Origin of the sequence: Kitasatospora sp. NPDC028055 (assembly GCF_040637885.1) — a bacterium.
Taxonomy (GTDB): Bacteria; Actinomycetota; Actinomycetes; order Streptomycetales; family Streptomycetaceae; genus Kitasatospora.
This window is the reverse complement of record NZ_JBEZXE010000019.1, coordinates 115,353-135,346: the sequence shown is the minus strand read 5'-3', so window position 1 is coordinate 135,346 and position 19,994 is coordinate 115,353. Positions and strand designations below refer to the sequence as shown.

General features: G+C 74.7%; 21 protein-coding genes. 5 read left to right on the top strand and 16 right to left on the bottom strand.

From position 1 onward, the window contains the following. Positions 1–9: 9 nt before the first annotated feature. Positions 10–630 carry a TetR/AcrR family transcriptional regulator gene (locus AB0F71_RS20840; protein ID WP_360236364.1) on the bottom strand — a complete coding sequence of 207 codons (621 nt, stop codon included), beginning with the start codon at positions 628–630 and terminating at the stop codon, positions 10–12. Positions 631–758: 128 nt separating this feature from the next. On the opposite strand from AB0F71_RS20840, the gene AB0F71_RS20835 reads away from it, so the two are divergent. Continuing rightward, positions 759–1,934 carry an FAD-dependent monooxygenase gene (locus AB0F71_RS20835; RefSeq protein WP_360236361.1) on the top strand — a complete coding sequence of 392 codons (1,176 nt, stop codon included), beginning with the start codon at positions 759–761 and terminating at the stop codon, positions 1,932–1,934. Between the two features lie 63 nt (positions 1,935–1,997). Then, positions 1,998–2,654, top strand: a complete 657-nt coding sequence (locus tag AB0F71_RS20830) for a class I SAM-dependent methyltransferase (RefSeq protein WP_360236358.1) — start codon at positions 1,998–2,000, stop codon at positions 2,652–2,654. 12 nt (positions 2,655–2,666) lie between these two features. Here AB0F71_RS20830 and AB0F71_RS20825 read toward each other — a convergent pair whose 3' ends face one another. The 3 genes from AB0F71_RS20825 to AB0F71_RS20815 form a co-directional block, all read right to left on the bottom strand. Beyond that, positions 2,667–2,840 carry a hypothetical protein gene (locus tag AB0F71_RS20825; protein ID WP_360236355.1) on the bottom strand — a complete coding sequence of 58 codons (174 nt, stop codon included), beginning with the start codon at positions 2,838–2,840 and terminating at the stop codon, positions 2,667–2,669. 7 nt (positions 2,841–2,847) lie between these two features. Continuing rightward, positions 2,848–3,303: a hypothetical protein gene (locus tag AB0F71_RS20820; RefSeq protein WP_360236352.1), complete on the bottom strand. Its 456-nt coding sequence runs from the start codon at positions 3,301–3,303 to the stop codon at positions 2,848–2,850. 76 nt (positions 3,304–3,379) lie between these two features. After that, on the bottom strand, positions 3,380–3,889 hold the full coding sequence (locus AB0F71_RS20815; protein ID WP_360236349.1) for a MarR family transcriptional regulator: 510 nt from the start codon (positions 3,887–3,889) through the stop codon (positions 3,380–3,382). Positions 3,890–4,026: 137 nt separating this feature from the next. Here AB0F71_RS20815 and AB0F71_RS20810 point away from each other — a divergent pair, with 137 nt between their 5' ends. Beyond that, positions 4,027–4,998, top strand: coding sequence for an EamA family transporter (locus AB0F71_RS20810; protein ID WP_360236346.1), 972 nt, complete (start codon positions 4,027–4,029; stop codon positions 4,996–4,998). A 70-nt stretch (positions 4,999–5,068) separates the two neighbouring features. Here AB0F71_RS20810 and AB0F71_RS20805 read toward each other — a convergent pair whose 3' ends face one another. The 4 genes from AB0F71_RS20805 to AB0F71_RS20790 form a co-directional block, all read right to left on the bottom strand. Continuing rightward, a complete protein-coding gene (locus AB0F71_RS20805) occupies positions 5,069–5,950 on the bottom strand; it encodes a hypothetical protein (RefSeq protein WP_360236343.1) in 882 nt (293 codons plus the stop codon). Positions 5,951–6,047: 97 nt separating this feature from the next. After that, positions 6,048–7,082, bottom strand: coding sequence for a TolB-like translocation protein (locus AB0F71_RS20800; RefSeq protein ID WP_360236340.1), 1,035 nt, complete (start codon positions 7,080–7,082; stop codon positions 6,048–6,050). 84 nt (positions 7,083–7,166) lie between these two features. Beyond that, positions 7,167–8,486, bottom strand: a complete 1,320-nt coding sequence (locus AB0F71_RS20795) for an MFS transporter (protein ID WP_360236338.1) — start codon at positions 8,484–8,486, stop codon at positions 7,167–7,169. A gap of 5 nt (positions 8,487–8,491) precedes the next feature. Then, complete coding sequence (locus tag AB0F71_RS20790; RefSeq protein WP_360236335.1) at positions 8,492–9,487, bottom strand: alkaline phosphatase family protein; 996 nt, start codon at positions 9,485–9,487, stop codon at positions 8,492–8,494. Positions 9,488–9,772: 285 nt separating this feature from the next. On the opposite strand from AB0F71_RS20790, the gene AB0F71_RS20785 reads away from it, so the two are divergent. Then, entirely contained in the window at positions 9,773–11,131 is a 1,359-nt protein-coding gene (locus AB0F71_RS20785; protein WP_360236332.1) for a cobalamin biosynthesis protein, read from the top strand. Next, positions 11,128–12,249: an Rv2231c family pyridoxal phosphate-dependent protein CobC gene (gene cobC / locus AB0F71_RS20780; protein ID WP_360236329.1), complete on the top strand. Its 1,122-nt coding sequence runs from the start codon at positions 11,128–11,130 to the stop codon at positions 12,247–12,249. Before AB0F71_RS20785 ends, cobC begins: the two co-directional genes overlap by 4 nt. Here cobC and AB0F71_RS20775 read toward each other — a convergent pair. From AB0F71_RS20775 to AB0F71_RS20740, 8 genes are all read right to left on the bottom strand, one after another. Next, entirely contained in the window at positions 12,215–13,054 is an 840-nt protein-coding gene (locus AB0F71_RS20775; RefSeq protein ID WP_360236325.1) for an MOSC N-terminal beta barrel domain-containing protein, read from the bottom strand. The two genes, cobC and AB0F71_RS20775, sit on opposite strands and share 35 nt — an antisense overlap. After that, a complete protein-coding gene (locus AB0F71_RS20770; protein WP_360236322.1) occupies positions 13,048–13,587 on the bottom strand; it encodes a hypothetical protein in 540 nt (179 codons plus the stop codon). Before AB0F71_RS20770 ends, AB0F71_RS20775 begins: the two co-directional genes overlap by 7 nt. Then, positions 13,584–14,120: a hypothetical protein gene (locus AB0F71_RS20765; RefSeq protein ID WP_360236319.1), complete on the bottom strand. Its 537-nt coding sequence runs from the start codon at positions 14,118–14,120 to the stop codon at positions 13,584–13,586. The genes AB0F71_RS20770 and AB0F71_RS20765 overlap by 4 nt, the downstream gene beginning before the upstream one ends. A gap of 138 nt (positions 14,121–14,258) precedes the next feature. Continuing rightward, on the bottom strand, positions 14,259–15,356 hold the full coding sequence (locus tag AB0F71_RS20760) for an LLM class flavin-dependent oxidoreductase (protein ID WP_360236316.1): 1,098 nt from the start codon (positions 15,354–15,356) through the stop codon (positions 14,259–14,261). A 291-nt stretch (positions 15,357–15,647) separates the two neighbouring features. After that, positions 15,648–16,670, bottom strand: coding sequence for a glutamine synthetase (gene glnII / locus AB0F71_RS20755; protein WP_360236313.1), 1,023 nt, complete (start codon positions 16,668–16,670; stop codon positions 15,648–15,650). 162 nt (positions 16,671–16,832) lie between these two features. Beyond that, complete coding sequence (locus AB0F71_RS20750; protein WP_360236310.1) at positions 16,833–17,765, bottom strand: SCO1860 family LAETG-anchored protein; 933 nt, start codon at positions 17,763–17,765, stop codon at positions 16,833–16,835. Between the two features lie 242 nt (positions 17,766–18,007). After that, on the bottom strand, positions 18,008–18,685 hold the full coding sequence (locus AB0F71_RS20745; protein WP_360236307.1) for a uracil-DNA glycosylase: 678 nt from the start codon (positions 18,683–18,685) through the stop codon (positions 18,008–18,010). 156 nt (positions 18,686–18,841) lie between these two features. Next, positions 18,842–19,933 (bottom strand): amidohydrolase family protein, encoded by a 1,092-nt coding sequence (locus AB0F71_RS20740; protein WP_360236304.1) that lies wholly within the window; start codon positions 19,931–19,933, stop codon positions 18,842–18,844. Between the last annotated feature and the right edge of the window lie 61 nt (positions 19,934–19,994).

Sequence of the window (19,994 nt, the reverse complement as noted above, 5' to 3'; positions counted from 1 at the left end):
GCCCCCTCGTCAACCCTCCTCGCCCAGCAGAGCGGTGAGGTAGCGGTCGATCTCCCCGCGCAGCTCCTCCGGCATCGGCACGTGCCAGTGCCCGCTGCCCGCGGTCGCGTTGAACAGCACGCCGTCGCACCAGCGGACCAGCCGGCGGGCGTCGCCCTCGGGGTCGGTGGAGCCGGCCGCGGCGAGCAGGGCGGCGCCGAGCTCGGCGAAGCGGGCACCCAACCGGTCGTAGACGACCCGCAGTTCAGGCCGGCGAGTGGCCTCCAGGGCGAGTTCCAGTCGGGCCAGGGTGAGCCTGCGACCGCTGGTGAGCGCCTGGAACAGCACCTCGGCGCCGACCTCGGCCAGCAGCGCGCGGGCCGGTGCGGCCGCCCGGGGCCGCTCGCCCTCGGCGAAGACCGGGTGGTCGGCGGTCTCCCGCTCGACGATCCGGTTGAGCACGAGTTCCAGCAGGGCGGCCCTGGTCCGGGCCAGGTTGGAGGTCGAGCCGACGGACAGGCCGGCGGCGTCGTCCACGGCACGGTGAGTGAGTCCGCGCAGGCCCGCCTCGGCGATCAGGTCGATGGCGGCGTCGGCGATCAGGGTCGGGCGCGGGGGCGTCAGGCGCGGGGGCGTCATGGGTTCGATCATGGCCTTTCCTCGGCGGCTACCCAACTCACTACAGCCGTAGTTTACGGCCCACTACACGTGTAGTACGGTGCTGAACAGTGGCCACTACAGCTGTAGTGGCCAGGATCGTGGGAGAACAGGAGTCCCTCATGGGCCAGCACCGGGCGATCGTCATCGGCGGCGGCATCGGCGGCCTCACCGCCGCCCTCGCCCTGCACCGGCAGGGCATCCCCGCCACCGTCCACGAACGCGCCGCGAGCCTGGAACCCGTCGGCGCCGGACTCGCTCTCGCCCCCAACGCCCTGCGCGCCCTCGACCGGCTCGGCGTCGGCCCCCGACTACGCGCCCGCGCCACCGCCCACCCCGCCGTCGGCATCCGCCACCCCTCCGGCCGCTGGCTCGTCCGCACCACCAGCGCCGCCGTCCGGACCCACTTCGGCGACACCGTCGCCGCCGTCGCCCGCGCCGAGGTGATCGCCGCCCTGGTCGACGCCCTGCCGGAGGGCACCGTCCGCACCGGCTCCCCCGCCACCGTCACCGACCCGGGCGACGACCGGCGGCCCGCCGTCGTCCGCACCGGCGAGGGCGACCAGGAGGCCGCGCTCGTCGTCGCCGCCGACGGCATCCACTCCGCCACCCGCGGCCTGCTCTTCCCCCACCACCCCGGCCCGCGCTACAGCGGCTTCACCACCTGGCGCGCCATCGTCACCCCCGACCGCCGACCGGCCGCCGCCGGCGAGGTCTGGGGCCCCGGCCGCCTCGCCGGTATCGCCCCGCTCGCCGAGGACCGGGTCTACGTCTACGGCGCCGCCCTCGCCCCGGCCGGCGCCCGCGCCACCGACGAACGGGCCGAACTCCAGCGGCTCTTCGGCGACTGGTGCGCCCCCGTCCCCCAACTGTTCGCCCTCGCCGAACCCGACCGGCTGCTCCGCAACGACGTCCGGGAACTCGCCGACCCCCTGCCCGCCCACCACCACGGCCGGGTCGCCCTCCTCGGCGACGCCGCCCACGCCATGTGCCCCTTCCTCGGCCAGGGCGCCTGCCAGGCCATCGAGGACGCCCTCGTCCTCGCCTCCCCGCTCACCCCCGCCACCGACCCCGTCACCACCCTCCCCGCCTACACCGCCGCCCGGCTCCCCCGCACCACCGCCGTCGCCACCGCCTCCCGCCGCACCGGCAGCCTGGTCGCCCTCCACACCCCCGCCGCCACCCTCCTGCGCACCACCACCCTCACCCTGGCCGGCCTCCTCCCCACCCGCACCCTCCTCGGCCGCACCACGGCGATCTACGACTGGCAGCCCCCGGCCCTCCGCACCGGAGCCTGAGGGCGGGTGCGGCGTCCGAGGAAGCGCGGCCGGATGTCGGTGGTGGCGGGGAGGATGGGCGGCATGACGGATTCCGGGCGGGGCATCGCGGATTACTGGGACGCGGCCGCGGCGGCCTTCGACGAGGAGCCGGACCACGGCTTGCGGGCGGCGGTGACGCGGGCGGCGTGGGGGCGGCGGTTGCGGGGGTGGCTGCCGGGTGAGCCGGTGGAGGTGCTCGATGTCGGGTGCGGGACGGGGTCGTTGGCCGAGCTGGTGGCGGCGGACGGGCACCGGGTGACGGGAGTGGACCTGGCGCCGCGGATGGTCGCACGAGCCCGGGCGAAGCTGGCGGCGGCCGGGCTGGCGGGGCGGTTCCTGGTGGGGGACGCGGGCGCGCCGCCGGTGCGGGCGGGCGGCTTCGACGTGGTGCTGTCGCGCCACCTGGTCTGGACCCTGCCCGAGCCGGAGCGGGCGCTGCGCGCCTGGGTGCGGCTGCTGCGCCCCGGCGGGCGGCTGGTGCTGGTCGAGGGCCGCTGGCGGGAGGCGGGCGAGCAGGCGGCGCCGTACGCCGCCGGGGCGGAGCGCCTGCCCTGGGGCGGCGGCGTGGGCGCGGACGAACTCGCCGCTGCGGTGCGCCCGTTGGTGGCGGAGCTGCGCGTCGAGCCGCTCAGCGGGGACGCGGAGCTGTGGGGCGGCCCGGTGGCGGACGAGCGCTACGCGCTGGTCGCTCAGCTCTGATCGCGCCTCGACTCACGGCCCGACCACCTCGCCGTGGTCGTCGCCGGGAAGTGGCCTGCTGAGCTCTGCCGTCAGCTCGGGATCCGCGAGCACCCGGGCGGTGGCGCGCCATTCGATCAGCACTCGACGCAGATCGGCGACCAACTCGCGTCGTTCGACGGCCGAAAGGTGCCTGAGCCAGAACAAGGCCGACTCACCCCCCACCCGTACCGAAGGTCCCGTTGAGTGGGTCGCGGCGGAAGCAGGCGGGGCAGCGGAGGCGGGTGTAGATCGCCACCGCGCCCATGCAGACGTCCTCGCGGCCGTCGAGCCGGGAGGACGAGCCGGCCGGCTCGCCGCAGTCCGCGCAGCGGCGGTGGGGGCGGGCGGTGATCGAGCAAACGCGGCAGACCAGGTGGGTGGGGTGCTCGGCGTGGACGACGACGGGCTGCGGGCCGCCGTGCAGCAGGTGGTCGCACCAGGTGCAGGACTCGTCCTCCTGCGCGGCGAGCATCCGTTCCCTGGTCTCCCGCTGCCACTTGGCCGCGTTCTGCAGCGGCACCTTCACCGGCGGCCCCCACCCGGCGGCGGCGAGCCACTGGGCGCCCTCCACCCCGGCCGCCCGCAGCTGGTCGTCGACGGCGATGTCCCTGGGGGTCCTGTGCTTCATCGGGCGTCTCCTCCGGCGCGTCGTCCTGCTGGTCTAACGCGGCCGGGAGGTGGTGGTCACGCGAACGACCCGGCCGTCAGCCCAGGGGTTCGGTGTCGCCGTGGGCGATGAGGAGCTTGCGCAGCAGGGTGTCGAGCTGGGCGCGTTCGTCGGCGTCGAGGGCGGCGAGGAGGCTCTCCTCGTTGCGGATGTGCCCGGGGAGGGCGGCGTCGATGAGGTCCTTGCCGGCCGGGGTGAGCCGGACCAGGACGGCGCGACGGTCGGTGGGGCAGGGGTTGCGTTCGACCAGGCCCTTGGCGGAGAGCTTGTCGACCCGGTTGGTGATGGCGCCGGAGGTGACCATCGCGGACTTGAGCAGGGCGCGGGCGTTCAGCTCGTAGGGCTCGCCGGAGCGGCGGAGGGTGGCGAGGACGTCGAACTCGGAGGGGTCCAGCCCGCAGGTGAGGAAGTACTCGCGCAGGGCATTGTCGACCCGGACGTTGAGCCGCCGCAGCCGGCCGATCAGGGCCATGGCCTCCATCGGCAGGTCGGGGCGGTTCCTGGCCCACTGGTCGGCGATGTCGTCGACGGTGTCGCGCTGCTGCATGCTCGGTCATCTCCCTCGGACGGCCAGGTGTTGCCGGTCCAGATATCTTAACATTCACATACTTGACGTTCGCCGATCCCGGGCGTAGAAATATCTCAACGTTCAGATAGTCAACGTTGAGGGGATTGGGAACCGCCATGGACCGCAAGCGCGCAGGGATCGCCGTCACCGCCGCACTCGCCCCGGCCGCCTGGGGCACCACCTACCTGGTCACCACCCAGCTGCTGCCCGAGGGCCGCCCGCTGCTGCTCGCCGCGCTGCGGGCGCTGCCCGCCGGGGTGCTCCTGCTGCTGATCGGTCGCAAGCTGCCCAAGGGGCGCTGGTGGGGGCGTGCGGCGGTGCTCGGGATGCTCAACATCGGGCTGTTCTTCCCACTCACCTTCGTCGGCGCCTACCGCCTGCCCGGCGGCGTGGCGGCCACCATCGGGGCGATCCAGCCCCTGCTGGTCGCCGGGCTCTCGGTCGGGGTGCTCCGGGTCCGGCCCGGACGGCGGGCGCTGCTCGCCGGCCTGGTCGGGGTCGCCGGGGTGGCGCTGCTGGTGCTCAAGAGCGGCGCGAAGCTGGACGGCATCGGCATCGCCGCGATGGTCACCGCGATCGGCCTGATGGCCACGGGCACCGTGCTGACCCGCCGCTGGGGCCGCCCCGAGGGCGCCACCATGATCGACCTCACCGCTTGGCAGCTGCTGGCCGGCTCGGTCTTCCTGGTCCCGCTGGCGGCGCTGGTCGAGGGCGCACCGCCGGCGCTGAGCGCCGCCAACCTCGCGGGCTTCGCCTACCTCGGCCTGTTCAGCACCGCGCTCGGCTACGTGCTGTGGTTCCGCGGCATCGAGCGGCTCGGCGCCGGTCCGGTGTCCTTCCTGGGGCTGGTCAACCCGGTGGTGGCCACCGTCGGCGGCCTGGTGGTGCTCGGCCAGACGCTCACCCCCTGGCAGGTGCTGGGGCTGGTGCTGGCGCTCGGCGCGATGCTGATCGGCCAGGCCCCGGCCCGGCGGACCACCCCGGTGGCCGGTCCGGCCACCGCTCCGGCGACCTCGGCCCCGGCACCCGTTTCGGCCCTCGCCTCGGTCCCCGCACCCGAGCGCCGGGCGCCGGCGGTCGCCCGCTGACGGCCCACCGCCTCCGCTCCCGTCCCCACCCCGTCGGCCAGTGGCCGGCGGGGCGCGGACGTGTCCGGGCTCAGCCGGTGGCGCGGATGTAGATGTCGGCGGCGCCGGGCAGCCCGCCCCGAACGGCCGCCACGTAGATCCGGCGGGCCGAGGGGGCGCGGGTGGGGACGGCAGAGGGGCTGGTGGTCGGTGTCCAGGTCGGCGTGGGGCCCGGGTCGGGGGTGCCGTCCTCGGGGACGTGCGCGGCGCCGCCGGAGCCGTCGTCCGCCCCGTCGTCCGTACCGGCGTCCGGTGCGGCGCCCCCGGAGCCGTCCGGGTCGGGGTCGGCCGAGGCGGGATCCGCCGGAACGGCCATCGGCGCGACACCGGCCCCCGGATCCACCACGGCAGCGGAGGCGGACGCGGACGCGGCCCCTGAGGGCGAGGGCGCTCCCGAATCCCCCACCGACCCTGCCGACCCTGCCGACCCCGTCGTCGACCCCACCGACTCCGCCGGCAGCTCCGGCAGCTCCGGGGCCTCGGCAGGCTCGTCGCCCCCGAGGGCGGCCGCGAGGTCCGGCGGCAGCGGGGCGGCCGGCCCGGGTGCCGGGAGGTCGTAGGTGTGCAGGAAGTCGCCGAGGCCGGGCTCCTTGCCGCCGCCGAGCCGGTAGTGGAGGTAGGCGACCGGCGCCCCGTCCGAGGTGCGGGTGTAGACGGCCCCGACCGGGACGTAGTAGCGGCCCGCGCCGGGGTGCTGGGAGGGGTGGAGGCCCGCCAGCCGCTCGGCGCGGTCCCGGTCGGTCTCCCGCCCGACCCGGCCGACGGTGAGCGCGTTGACGCCGCGCACGATCAGGGCGGCGCCGGCGGACACGCACAGCACGAGTCCGACGGCGACGGTGCGCCGCAGGACCGGTCGGCCGTGCAGGACCGGCCAGGAGTCGGTGACCACGCGCTCGGGTGGGATGCCGTCCACGGTTCGCTCGTTCCCCCGCTTCGATCAGGACGTCCGGCCGGCACCTCGGGCCGGGACGTCACACTCTGCTCGACGTGGGACGTTAGCGGAGAGTTCCTCAGCCCAGGTAGGCGGGGGCGACGGCGGCCTTGGTGACCAGCCGCGGGGAGCCGGAGCCGTCGGCCGGGACGGTCCACAGGTCGGCGCCGTAGTCCCCGGGCAGGGCGTACAGCAGCGTCCCGGTGTCGGACCAGAGCGCCTGGTCGTCGATGTTGCGCTGCTCGGCGGTGGCGGTCTCGGTGCCGGTCGCCAGGTCGAGGACGTACAGCCGCCAGGGGGCGTCGGACGACAGGCCGGGGACGCGCTTCTTGTACGCGATGCGGGTGCCGTCCGGGGAGAGCGAGGGGCACTCGACGTTGTCGTGCAGGGTGGTGAGGGTGCGGGCGGCGAGGTCGCCGCGGACGAGGTGGGTCTGCCCGGAGGTGGCGAGGGTGGCGTAGAAGGTGTTGTCGTCGGCGAAGGTGACGCCCCAGATGTTGACGTCGTGCGCCTGGTACGGGTGGCCGTCCTTGACGACGGCGAAGTTCTCCAGGTTCTCCCGCAGGTTCCAGTCCCGCACGTCGACGATCGAGGTGCGGGTGGAGAAGTTCGTGCCCGCGTAGGAGTCGCCGCTGACGAAGACCGTCCAGGCGGCGAGGTGTCCGGACGGCGAGACCCGGGAGCGGGTGGGAATGCCGGCCGCGGGGAAGGAGCGCCGTTCGTGCAGGTGGTCGTCCAGGACGACGGCGCGGTAGGTGTCGTCGAGCGCGCCGTGCTGGGCCTGGAGGCAGATGCCGGTGCCGGCGGCGGCGTGGAAGCGCAGGCACTGGGTGCCGGAGGCGGTGCGCGGGCCGTCGGGGCGGTCGGCGGGGACGCTGGTGATCTCGTCCCGGTGCGGCCCCCAGGCCATGCTGCGGAACAGCAACTGGCGTCCACTGGAGGGCACTTGGAGCGAGACCGGGCCGGGTTCGACGGCCGGTCCGCCGGCCTGGGCTCGGTCGCGCTCGGCGCCGCGGTCGGCCGCGTAGAGGACGGCGCCGGTGCCGACCGCGCCGAGCACCAGGACGGCGATCAGCAGCACGATCACCCGGCTGCGGTTGTTCTGCAGGTTCACGGGCTCTCCACTACGGGGTTCAGGGCTCTCCTCCACGGGATTCACGGGCTCCCCTCGGGGTTCACGGGCTCTCCACCACGGGGTTCACGGGCCTTCCTCCACGGCGACGGGTTCCGAGCGGCGCAGCACCGCCGCCGCTCCGGCCACGCACAGCGCCAGGGCGCCCGCGGACCAGGCGAGTGCGGTCGGGCCGCCCACCGCGCTCCACAGCGCGCCGAACAGCAGCGAGCAGGCGAACCGGGCCAGCGCCTGCCCGGTGCCGACCAGGGCGAGCCCGGCGCCGCGCTGTTCCGCGGGGACGGCGTCGGCCGCCGCGGCGGCGAGCACGCCGTCGGTGGCCGCGTAGAAGCAGCCGTGCAGCAGCAGCACGCAGAGCACGGCGGGCAGCCCGCGCAGCGGCGAGAGCAGCAGCCCGTACCCGAGCAGCAGCACCCCGTGGCCGAGCAGGAAGAGGCGGCGGTGCCCGATCCGGTCGGCGAGCGCGCCGAGCGGGACGGCGAGCAGCAGGAAGGCGGCCGCGGTGCCGAGCGGCAGCAGCGGGAACAGGTTGACGGACAGGCCGAGTCGGCGCTGGATCAGCAGGTACAGGAAGGAGTCGCTGACCGTGGTGAGCCCGAGCAGGACGGCGCACAGGGTGAGCCGACGCAGTCCGGGCAGGCGCAGCAGGGTGAGGCTGCTGCGCAGCGAGGGGGTGGCGGTGGACGGCGCCTCGCCGCTCTGCCGGTTCGGCACGAACAGCAGCAGAATCAGCACGCCGAGGGCCGCGACGCAGGCACTGACCGTGAACACCGCGTCGTAGCCGTGCCGTTCGCCGCCGTCGGCGAGCATCGGGCCGCCGGCCAGCCGCAGCACCAGGAAGGCGGTGAGCGGGCCGAGCAGGGCGCCCGCGGTGTCCATCGCCCGGTGCACGCCGAACGCCCGGCCGCGGTGGGCGGGTTCGGTGGCCAGCGAGATCATCGCGTCCCGGGGGGCGGTGCGCAGGCCCTTGCCGGTGCGGTCGACGGCGATGACGGCGCCGATCAGCGGCACGGTGTGGACGAACAGCAGCAGCGGCCGGCACAGCGCGGACAGCCCGTAGCCGACGGCCGCGACGGCCTTGTGCCGGGCGGCCCCGTCGCGGCCGCGGCGGTCGGCGAGGTGGCCGCCGACCAGCCGGACCAGGGCGCTGAATCCGTTCTGGATGCCGTCGAGCAGGCCGAAGCCGAGCGGGGAGAGGCCGAGTCCGGTGAGCAGGTAGAGCGGCAGCACGGCGTTGACCATCTCCGAGGAGACGTCGGTGACCATGCTGACCGCGCCGAGGGCGAGGACCGCCCCCGGCACCGAGCGCAGGGCGGCGCCCCGCCGCACCTGGCCGGTGGCCGGTGCGACGGGGGCCTTCGAGCTGCGGGAGTCCGCGACGTACACCGGCGTCAGTTCCAGATGCCGGTGATGTCGGAGGCCCCGGCGGAGTTGCCGGCGTGGGCGTTGACGCCGGCCAGGTCCTCCAGGGTGTGCAGCACGTCGTAGTGGTTGTACCGGGTGGCGGTGGAGCTGCCGGGGGCGACGTGGGCGCCGTAGACGATGGTCGGGATGCGGTTGCCGGCGAGCCGGTTGTCCTCGTCGAAGGTCACCACCAGCAGGCTGTTGTTGCTCTTGGCCCACTGGGCGTAGGCGTCGAGGTTGTCCTGCAGCCAGGTGTCACCGGTGCCGACCGAACAGTCGTGCATGTCGTCGCAGAGGTCCGGGACGACGAAGGAGACCTTCGGCAGGGTGGTGAAGTCGGTCGGGAAGGCGTCCATGCCGTAGGCGCTGGAGGTGGGCACGTTGCCGAAGCCGAACCACGGGTTGTGCTTCTGGGCGTAGTTGTCGACCCGGCAGTCGGTGGCGCCGACCGCGGGCAGGCCCTCGTTGTAGCTGGCCCAGGTCTGGTTGGCGGCGAGCAGCTCGGAGGCGAGGTTGGGCTCCTGGAGCGCGCCGACGTCCACGCAGCTGTCGTCCGTGACGCCCTGGGCGCTGCCGGAGAACAGCATGTAGTAGTTGGGCTGGCTGGGGTGGGTGAGCGCGTAGGACTGGGTCAGCTTCGCGCCGCCGGCCACCAGGGTGTGGTTGACGTACGGCGCGCTGGAGCTGCCGATCACCTGGGAGTAGGCGTGGTTCTCCAGCACCACGACGACGACGTGGTCGGGCGAGGGCAGGGCGGCGGCGGTGTCGGCGGCCGCGCTGCCGCCCGCGGCCCACAGGCCGAGCGAGCCGGCGACCAGGCCGAGGCCGGTGGCGAGGGCGGTGATCGGGCGGAGCCTGCGGCGACGGGCGGGGCGCGGGCCGGCGGTGGGGGTGCCGGCCGTGGGGCCGGCGGTGGGGGTGCCGGCCGTGGGGCCGGCGGTGGGGGCGGGGGTGCCGGGGGTGCGGAGTCGTGCGAAGGCCATGGGGTCCTCCGGGGTCGGGGCTTCCGGGGCGGGAGCGCCGAGAACAGTAGGATCGCGGCGTGTCGTGTACCGCACAAGAGAAATGAAGAACAGGCGAACAGCTGCGAGGCAGTCCCGGTACGGAGCAACCGGACGCCGGACCACACCGTGCAGGGCAGGTCCGACCGCACCGCCCCGGCACCACGGCGGAGGTCACACCCGCCGCGATTGACCCCCCTCCACCGCCCGTGGTGGGATCACGGGGGCCCGCGAGCACCGGGCCGGGGACGGCAAGGAGTGCGGTACGTGATCGGACTGGTCGCCATCTACGGGCCGGGCCGCCCGCTGACCGACGAACTTCAGGAGCTCTGGCCGGAGAGCTCCCAGGCCTACCGGGCCTCGCACGGCAACTGCTTCCAGGGGCCGGAGGCGATGCAGTCCGCGCTCGACCGCCACCGCCAGGTGGTCGCCGTCGGATCGCTCGCCGCCGTCGTCGGGCTGCTGACCGACCCCCGCGTCGACGTCCCGCGCGGCGCCGAGGTGCTCTGCGTGGACCCGGGCCGGCGCTGGGTGATCCCGCTGAGCCACACGGACTCCGCGGTGGAGCTGGCCGAGGAGGTGGCAGGCGCCCTCGGCGTCACCCCGGTGCTCACCGGCCCGCCGCCCGGCCCCGGGAACCCGCTCGACGTGCTCACCCCGCACGCCGTCCGGTACCGCCGGGCCGGCGCCGGCGAGGCCGCGGAGGCGGCGGCCGACGGCCGGCCGGTCCGACTGGTCACCGAGGTGGCGTACCCGCTGCCCGCGCTGCCCCCGAACGTGCGGCCGGACGCACCCGAGGACGCCCCAGTCCTGCGGATCACCGACCGGGAGGACCCGGGCGGCAGCGACCTGCTGGTCGTCCCGCGCACCCTGGTGGTCGGCATCGGCGCGGGCAGCGGCACCGAACCGACCGAGGCCATGCGGCTGCTGATGGACGTGCTCAAGGAGACCGGCCACCTGCGCTCGGCGATCGCCCGGATCGCCACCGTGACCGGCAAGGCCGACCACCCGGCGGTGCGCTGGGCCGCGCGGTGCCTGTACGTGCCGGTGGAGGAGCACCCCGCGGAGGAGCTGGCCCGGATCACGGTGCCGAACCCCTCCGAGGCGGTCGGTACGGCCGTCGGCACCGCGAGCGTGGCCGAGGCGGCGGCGCTGGCCGGCTCCCACGGCGGTGAACTCGTCGTCCCCAAGCGGAAGTCGGCGACGGCCACGGTGGCGATCGCCCGGGCGGCGGTGCGCGGGCGGCTGGCGCTGGTCGGCCTCGGGCCGGGCGCCCACGACCTGCTGGTGCCCCGGGCACTGAACGAACTGCGGCGCGCCTCGGTGGTGGTGGGCCGGCCGGAGGCGGTCGAGGCGGTGGCCGCCCTGCTCCGGCCGGGGACCAGGCGGGTCGCGGTGCCCGAGCAACCCGGGCCGGGCGACTCCGGGGTGGCTGACCGGGTGCCGACGGACGGCGCCGGGGAGGCACTGGACCCGACCGGGGCGGCGGTCACCCTCGCCGCGCACGGGCACGCCGTCGCCCTGGTCGCCCTGGGCGACGGCGCCGGGCTCACCGTGCCGCCCGGGGCGTACGAGCTGCTGCGGGTGCCCGGCCTCCCTGCCGACACCGACGGGATCCCCGCATGACCGCCACCGACCGGACCGACACCGACCGGACCGACACCGACCGGGGCGGTACCAACCGGGGCGGTACCGGCCAGACCGGCACGGAACCCGACCTGCGCCACCACGGCGACGCCGAACTGCGCGCCGACGGCAGCGGCCTGGTCGACCTCGCCGTCAACGTCCGCACCGGCACGCCGCCGGCCTGGCTGCGCGAGCACCTGGCCGCCACCCTCGGCACCCTCGCCGCCTACCCCGACCAGGGTGCCGCCCGCGCGGCCGTGGCCGCCCGGCACGGGCGCCCGGTCGAGGAGGTGCTGCTCACCTCGGGGGCGGCGGAGGCCTTCGTGCTGCTCGCCCGCGTCCTGACGGCACGTCACATCATCGTGGTGCACCCCCAGTTCACCGAGCCGGAGGCCGCCCTGCGGGACGCCGGACACCGGGTGCACCGGGTGCTGCTCTCCCCCGAGGACGGGTTCCGACTGGGCGCCGTCCCCGAGCAGGCGGACCTGGTCGTCCTCGGCAACCCGACCAACCCGACCTCCGTCCTGCACCCCGCCGAGGCCGTCGCCGCGCTCGCCCGCCCCGGGCGCACCCTGGTGGTGGACGAGGCGTTCATGGACACCGTGCCCGGGGAGCGCGAGTCCCTCGCCGCCGCCCGGGACCTCCCCGGCCGGGTCGTCGTCCTGCGCAGCCTCACCAAGACCTGGGGCCTGGCCGGACTGCGGATCGGCTACGCGCTCGGACCGGCGCCGCTGATCGCCGCCCTCGGCGCCGCCCAGCCGCTCTGGCCGGTCTCCACCCCGGCGCTGGCCGCCGCCGAGGCCTGCAGCGGCCCGGCGGCGCTCGCCGAGGCGGACCGGGCGGCCGTCGAACTCGCGCTGTGGCGCGACTACTTGGTGAAGGGGCTGGCCGCCTTCCCGGCCGTACGGCTGCACGGCGAGCCGGCCGCCTCCTTCGTCCTGGTCCGGCTGCCGGGCGCGGCGGTGGTCCGGGCGCGGCTGCGCGAGCTCGGCTTCGCCGTCCGGCGCGGAGACACCTTCCCCGGCCTGGGCGAGGACTGGCTGCGGATCGCCGTCCGGGACGAGGAGACCACCGACCGCTTCCTCAACGCCCTGGAGACGGCGCTCCGTCCAGCCTGACCGGGTCGCCGACGCGGATCGCCCCCGGCGCCAGCACCTGGGCGTACACCCCCGCGCAGGGCAGCGCCGGCATGCCCGCCAGTGGGACCAGCCGGTTGCGTTCGGCCGGGCCCCGCAGTGCCTCCGTCCGGCGGGGCAGCGGGCCGTGCCGCAGGGTGGGGACGGCGCACCGCGGGGTGGGTGCCACGATCCGCAGCCGCAGGCTCTCCCCGACGGTCAACTCCCGCCCCACCCAGGCGTTCTCGACGAAGCCCTCGCCCTCGGTGCGGAGCACCAGGTTCGGCCGGTAGCGCTCCGCCTCGACGCCGACGGCGAGCAGGGTGGAGCTGGTGATCAGATGCAGCGGGGCGAAGTCGAAGAACCCGCCGTCCGGCGCGGCCCGCCCCAACTCGTTGATGGTCACCGGGACTTCCGCCTCGATCCCGCGCGCCAGTACCTCCTCCGGCACGGCCCGCTCGACCTCCGCACCGGGCGGGCGCTCGGCGATCAGGGCGAGCTTGCGGCCGAAGGCCTCGGACAGCTCCGCCTCGCCCGCGGCGCGCCCGTCCGGGCCGGTCACGGCCACCCGGCCGTCCGCCGTGGCCGTCGCCGAGTAGTCGAGCAGTGCGGCCCACCGGTGGGGGTTCTTGGCGCTGGCCACCCGTCCGGTCTCCAGGTCCAGCAGGGCGCGCGCCCGGTCCCCGGCCAGGCCCCGCGTGGACACCTCGGCCGCCGGGAGGTCTTCCCCCAGCAGCGACTTGACCGGGTAGCGCCGCAGCCGCTCGACCCGGCCGACCAGCTCGCCGGTGGGCCCGCCGGTCAGCACGCCGCGTCCTCCGCCCACTCCCGCAGCGCCGCGAAGTGCAGCTCCCGCAGCCCCGCCCGGGGGTCGACCCAGAGCGGCAGCGCCTCGGCCGGATGGTGCGCCGCGATCCACTCGATGTCCTGCGGCCCGAGTTCGTCGTCCAGCCAGACGAACGGCCGGCCGGCGGCCCAGGCCACCACGTCCCTGGTCTTCCAGTGCAGCCCGTCCGGATCCTCGCCGAACAGGTTGGTCCAGCGGACGTACGGGAGTTCGGGCAGTCCGAGGCGCGGGCCGATAAAGGTGTTGGCCTCGTCCATCCAGGTGGTCGCCCACGCCAACTCGTACGGCAGCGACAGCAGTTCCGGCCCGTGCGCCGGGTTCAGCCACACCCGCAGCGGCTCGACCTGCTCCCGCGGCTGCGGTGCGTGCCGCGCGACCCAGGACTCGGGCAGCAGCCGGTGGGTGCCGTAGCCCTCGGGGCAGCGGGAGTCCGGTGCGGCGTAGGGGTTGAGCGGCCCGTCCACGTCGATCAGGAGTAACGGCGACCCGGTCATGCGGCGGCCGCCCAGTCCCGCAGGGCCGCGAAGTCGTCGGCGAGCATGCCGACCCGGGGGTTGACGTGCAGGGTGAGCGCCGGGCCCGGGTGGTGGGCCGCGATCCATTCGGCGTCCTGCGGCCCGAGTTCGTCGTCGACCCAGACGAACGGCCGACCGGCGGCCCAGGCCACCACGTCCCTGGTCTTCCAGTGCAGCCCGTCCGGATCCTCGCCGAACAGCTCCGTCCACCGGACGTACGGGAGTTCGGGCAGTCCGAGGCGCGGGCCGATCAGGGCGTTCGCCTCGTCCATCCAGGTGGTCGCCCACGCCAGCTCGTACGGCAGCGACAGCAGCTCGGGCCCGTGCGCCGGGTTCAGCCACACCCGCAGCGGTTTCGCCACGCCGTCGGCGGCGCGCCGGGTCTGCCGCTCGGCCCACCAGGTGGGCATCAGCTCGTGCGTCCGGTAGCCGTCCGGCCGCCGCAGCCTCGGCGCGGCGTAGGGGTTGAGGGGTCCGTCCACGTCGAGGAGGAGCAGCGGCTGTCGAGTCATGCCGTGAATTCTCCGGTGGTGGACCGGGATTGACCAGTGATTTGCCCCGACCCGACGACCGCTGCAACCGATGCCGCCACGGCGGCCGCTGCGACCGTTGCCGCGACGGACGCCGCCGCTGCTGGCCGCCGCGACCGTTCACGGCCGGCGCCACAGCCCGCGGGCGGCCAGCAGCGGCAGGACCCCCTCGCCGAACCAGTAGACCTCCTCCAGGTGCGGCATGCCCGACAGCACGAACTCGTCGATCCCCAGCTCGTGGTACTCGGTGATCAGGTCGGCGACCTCCCGGTGGCTGCCCACCAGCGCGGTGCCCGCCCCGCCGCGGAGCAGCCCGATACCGGCCCACAGCCCCGGGTGCACCTCCAGCCGTTCCGCCGAGCCGCCGTGCAGCGCGAGCATCCGCCGCTGCCCCTCCGACTCGCTCTCGGCGAGGGCCCGCTGGGTCTCCCGGACGCGCTGCGGGTCCATCCCGGCGAGCAGCCGCTCGGTCTCCGCCCAGGCCTGCGCCGAGGTGTCCCGGCTGATCACGTGCAGCCGGATGCCGAACCGCACCGTCCGGCCCCGGGCGGCGGCCAGTTCGCGGATCCAGCGGAGCTTCTCCCGTACCTGGGCGGGCGGTTCGCCCCAGGTCAGGTAGACGTCGGCGGACCGGGCGGCGACGTCCCCGGCCGCCGGGGAGGAGCCGCCGAAGTACACCGGCGGCACCGGGTCGGGCAGCCGGTTCAACTTCGCGCGCTCGACCCGCAGATGGGGGCCGTGGTGGTCGACGGTCTCCCCCGCCCAGAGCCGCCGGGTGATGTCCAGGAACTCCCCGGTGCGGGCGTAGCGGGCGTCCTTGTCCAGGAAGTCCCCGTAGGCCCGCTGCTCGGCGGACTCGCCGCCGGTCACCACGTTGAGCAACAGCCTTCCGCCGGACTGCCGTTGGTAGGTCGCGGCCATCTGCGCCGCCAGGGTGGGACTGATCTGCCCGGGCCGGAACGCCACCAGGTACTTCAACCGCTCGGTCACCTGGGTCAGCATCGCGGTGGTCAGCCAGGCGTCCTCGCACCAGGCGCCGGTCGGGGTGAGCGCCCCCTCGAAGCCCAACTGCTCGGCGCTGCGGGCGATCTGGCCCAGGTACGCGATGCTCGGCGGCCGGTCGGACCCGGCCGTCCCGGGCGTCGAGCCGTGCCCGCCGCCGACGATCTGCCGGCTGTCGCCGTTGGTGGGGAGGAACCAGTGGAAGGTGAGAGCCATGGAACGGACACACTCCTGCGGCCGGTGTGCTGTCGGGGGTCGGTCGGTCCTAGTTCGGACCTGCTTCGGTCCTGCTTCGGTCCTGCTGCTGGGAACTCACCGACGACGACAGCCGGCCGCCCACACCCGCGCCAGGTCCACGTGCAGACGGCGCACGAGGAAGCGGGGGCGAGGAGCGGTCATGCGCCCGATTATGCCCGACACGACACAACGCCCGCAGGCCCTCCCCCGGGCGGGGAAGGGCCTGCGGGCGTTGCGTACGTTGCGTACGTTGCGTACGTCAGGCGGGGATCAGACCTGGCCGGCCTTCTCCAGGGCCGCGCAGCAGGTGTTGATCAGCAGGCGGGTGACGACGTACGGGTCGACGTTGGCGTTCGGGCGACGGTCCTCGATGTAGCCCTTCTGCTCCACCTCGACCTGCCACGGGATGCGGACGGACGCGCCGCGGTTGGAGACGCCGTAGCTGTAGACGTTCCACGGGGCGGTCTCGTGCTTGCCGGTCAGGCGGGACTCGATGTCGGCGCCGTACTGGGTGACGTGCTCCAGCACCTTCTCCTGGGAGGCGCCGAGCGACTCGCAGGCGGTGATGATGGCGTCGTAACCCTCGCGCATCGCCTTGGTGGAGAAGTTGGTGTGGGCGCCCGCGCCGTTCCAGTCGCCCCGGGCCGGCTTGGCGTCCAGGGTGGCGTCGATGCCGAACTCCTCGGCGGTGCGGTAGAGCAGGTAGCGGGCGATCCACAGGTCGTCCGAGACGGTCAGGGCGTCGACCGGGCCGATCTGGAACTCCCACTGGCCGGGCATGACCTCGGCGTTGATGCCGCAGATCGCCAGGCCGGCGTCGATGCAGCGGTCCAGGTGCAGCTCGACGATCTCGCGGCCGAAGACCTCCTCGGCGCCGACGCCGCAGTAGTAGCCGCCCTGCGGGGCCGGGAAGCCGCCCTCGGGGAAGCCCAGCGGGCGGGAGCCCTTGAAGAAGGTGTACTCCTGCTCGATGCCGAAGATCGACTCCTGCGCGGTGTACTTCTCCTCGACCTCGCGCAGCAGGGCGCGGGTGTTGGACTCGTGCGGGGTGCCGTCCGTCTCCAGGACCTCGCACAGGACGAGGATGTTGTCGCCACCGCGGATCGGGTCCTTGACGACCTTCACCGGCTCCAGCACGCGGTCCGAGGCGTGGCCCTCGGCCTGGTTGGTCGAGGAACCGTCGAAGCCCCAGGTCGGGATCTTGTCGGCGTTGGGCAGGACGCGAGTCTTGGAACGGAGCTTCGCGGTCGGCTTGGTGCCGTCGATCCAGATGTACTCGGCCTTGATTGCCACGGCGTGTCCCTCTATTGCTGGGTGGTGGATGCCCGCGTAGCGTCGCAAGCCGCCGTTTCCCGGTTGTTCCTCTCGTGTAACGCGCATGTGAACCAACCGTCCGCATCGGCACGGTCACGGTGCGGGAGTGCCGGGCGTGGCACCCCGCACCGCTTCGGGTGCTCAGCCGCGACGGGCGTGCGCGGCCCGGCGGCGCCGGGTGGCCCACAGCGCGGCCGCGCCGCCCGCGACCAGGGCGGCGGCCCCGGCGGCCAGCGGGCCGGTGGCGCTGCTGCCGCCGGTGGTGGCGAGCCGCTCGGGCTTCTCCACCGCCGCCTGCGGCACGGCGGCGCGCGAGGTGGTGGCGTCCGCGACCGGCTGGGCGGCGGGCGGGGACGTCGGCACGGTGCTCGGAGTGGCGGTGGCGGTGGGGCCGGACGGCTTCTCGCAGCTCACCGAGGCGACGGTGACCTTCCCGGTGACCTTGGCGACGTTCAGGTTGAGCGGGTTCACCTCCACCTGCACCTCCAGGGCCGAGGCGGCGGCCGTGGTCGTGGTGGTGCTCTTCTTGGAGAACTCCACCGACACGCTGCCGACCAGCGGCACGTCCACCTTGGTGGGGCCGTACAGCCCGACGGTGACGGGCTTGCCCAGCACGGTCAGCCTGGCGGGCGCGACCACGTTCGCGGTCGGCTGCCCGTCGACCGGACAGGTGGCCTCGGCGCTCATCGCCTCCAGGCCGAGCAGCGCGGTGGCGGGCAGGCCGGGGGCGTGCACGTCGGCGTTGACCAGCTTGACGGAGGCGGTGGCGCCCTTGGCGTCGACCCGGGTGACGGACCTGCCGAGGTCGGCCTTGACCAGCTCGACCGGGGCGGTCTGGTCGACGCCCGCGACCTTGGCGGTCAGCACGGAGCCCTCACGCTGCTCCGGCGTCTCCACCTTGTTGAGCGCGATGTCCACCGGGACGTCCACCGCCTTGTTCAGGAAGCTGACGTCCAGGGCGACTTCGGCGGTGACGGCACGGGCCTTGCCCGGCGAGGGCGCGGCCGCCGGGGCCGCCGGAGCTGCCGGGGCGGCCTGGACGGGCCCGGCGGTGAGCAGCGTGCTCACCACCACGGCGGCGGATGCAGAAACGATTCGGTGAGACGGCCGGGACGACCGGGACGGCCGAGACCGCTGGAAGGATCGGGAAGACCGGAAGGACCGGGAAGACATGGCGGGACCCCCACACAGGTGAAACGATGAGCCGCCAGTCTTCTCAAACGATCCGTCACATGAGCCTCACGGAGCGTCATTTCACTCGTTGGAGTGAGATTGACGTCCGGCACTGACCTGGATCTGCTACGGGAGCAACTCCCTTACGGCAACCGCCAGTCCACCGGCTGTGCCCCCTGCCGCACCAGCAGCTCGTTCGCCCGGCTGAACGGCCGCGAGCCGAAGAAGCCGCGGTCGGCCGACATCGGGCTCGGGTGCACCGACTCCACCGTCGGGATGCCGCCCAGCAGCGGGCGAAGGTTACGGGCGTCGCTGCCCCACAGGATCGCCACCATCGGGCCGCCGCGCGCCACCAGCGCCCGGATCGCCTGCTCGGTGACCGCCTCCCAGCCCTTGCCCTTGTGGGCCCGGGGGTTGCGCGGCTGGGTGGTCAGCGCCCGGTTCAGCAGCAGGACGCCCTGCTGCGTCCAGGGCGTGAGGTCGCCGTTGGACGGCTGCGGCAGGCCGAGGTCGGTGCCGTACTCCCGGAAGATGTTGACCAGGCTCGGCGGGATCGGCCGAACGTCCGGCGCCACCGAGAAGCTCAGGCCGACGGCGTGGCCGGGCGTCGGGTACGGGTCCTGCCCGACGATCAGTACCCGGACGTCGGCGATCGGCTGCTGGAACGCCCGCAGCACGTTCGGCCCGGACGGCAGGTAGGTGCGGCCGGCCGCGATCTCGGCGCGGAGGAAGTCCCCCATCGCGGCGATCTGCCCGGCGACGGGCTCCAGGGCGGTGGCCCAACCGGGCTCGACGATCTCATTCAGTGGACGCGGTGCCATGGTCGTCACCCTATCGGCCGATACCGACAGGGCGTCACGACGGACGGTCACCCTGAACGATCACCGTGAACGACCACCTCGGACGGTCACCGTGAACGACCGCCTCGGACGATCACCTCGGACACGATCGCCGGGCTCCCCACCGCCCGCGCCCGGTCACCCCACCGGCCGCCCCCGCAGCACCACCGTGCGCGGGTCGGCGAGCACGCGGACGTCCGCCCGCGGGTCCTCCTGGTACACCACGAAGTCCGCCGGAGCGCCCTCCTCCAGCCCCGGCCGCCCGAGCCACTCCCGGGCACCCCAGCTCGCCGCCGACAGCGCCTCGGCCGGGCTCAGCCCCGCCTTCACCAGCTCCGCCACCTCGTCCGCGACCAGCCCGTGGGCGAGCGAGCCGCCCGCGTCGGTGCCGACGAACACCGGGATGCCCGCGTCGTGCGCGGCGCCCACGGTGTCGTAGCGGCGCTCGTGCAGCCGCCGCATGTGCGCCGACCAGGCCGGGAACTTGGCCTCCCCGCCGGCCGCCAGCTGCGGGAAGGTGGCGATGTTGACCAGGGTCGGCACGATGGCCACCCCGCGCTCGGCGAAGGCCGGGATCAGCTCCTCGGTCAGCCCGGTGGCGTGCTCGACGCAGTCGATCCCGGCCGCCAGCAGGTCCGGCAGCGACTCGGCCGCGAAGCAGTGCGCGGTGACCCGGGCGCCCTCCTCGTGCGCCGCCGCGATCGCCTCGGCCAGCGCGTCGCCGGGCCAGCAGGCGGCGAGGTCGCCGCGCTCGCGGTCGATCCAGTCGCCGACCAGCTTCACCCAGCCGTCGCCGCGCCGGGCCTCGGCCCGCACGTAGGCGGCGAGGTCCCCGGGCTCGATCTCGTGGGCGTAGTTGCGGATGTAGCGGCGGGTACGGGCGATGTGCCGACCGGCCCGGATGATCCGGGGCAGGTCCTCGCGCTCGTCGATCCAGCGGGTGTCGGCGGCCGAGCCGGCGTCGCGGATCAGCAGGGTGCCCGCGTCGCGGTCGGTGAGCGCCTGCTTCTCGCTGGTCTCGGCGTCCACGGCGCCGTGCGCGTCCAGGCCGACGTGGCAGTGCGCGTCCACCAGACCGGGCAGCACCCAGCCCGTCACCGTCCGGACGTCCCCGGCGGCCGGCGGGCGGGTGAAGCTCACCCGGCCGTCCACCACCCAGAGTTCGTCCCGTACCTCCTCCGGGCCGACCAGCACCCGGCCCCGGACGTGCAGCACCGCACCTTCGCTCATGGCCGCACTCTACCGACGGGCGGGTTCCGTGCCATCGCCGCGCATGGGGCAGACTCGTTGC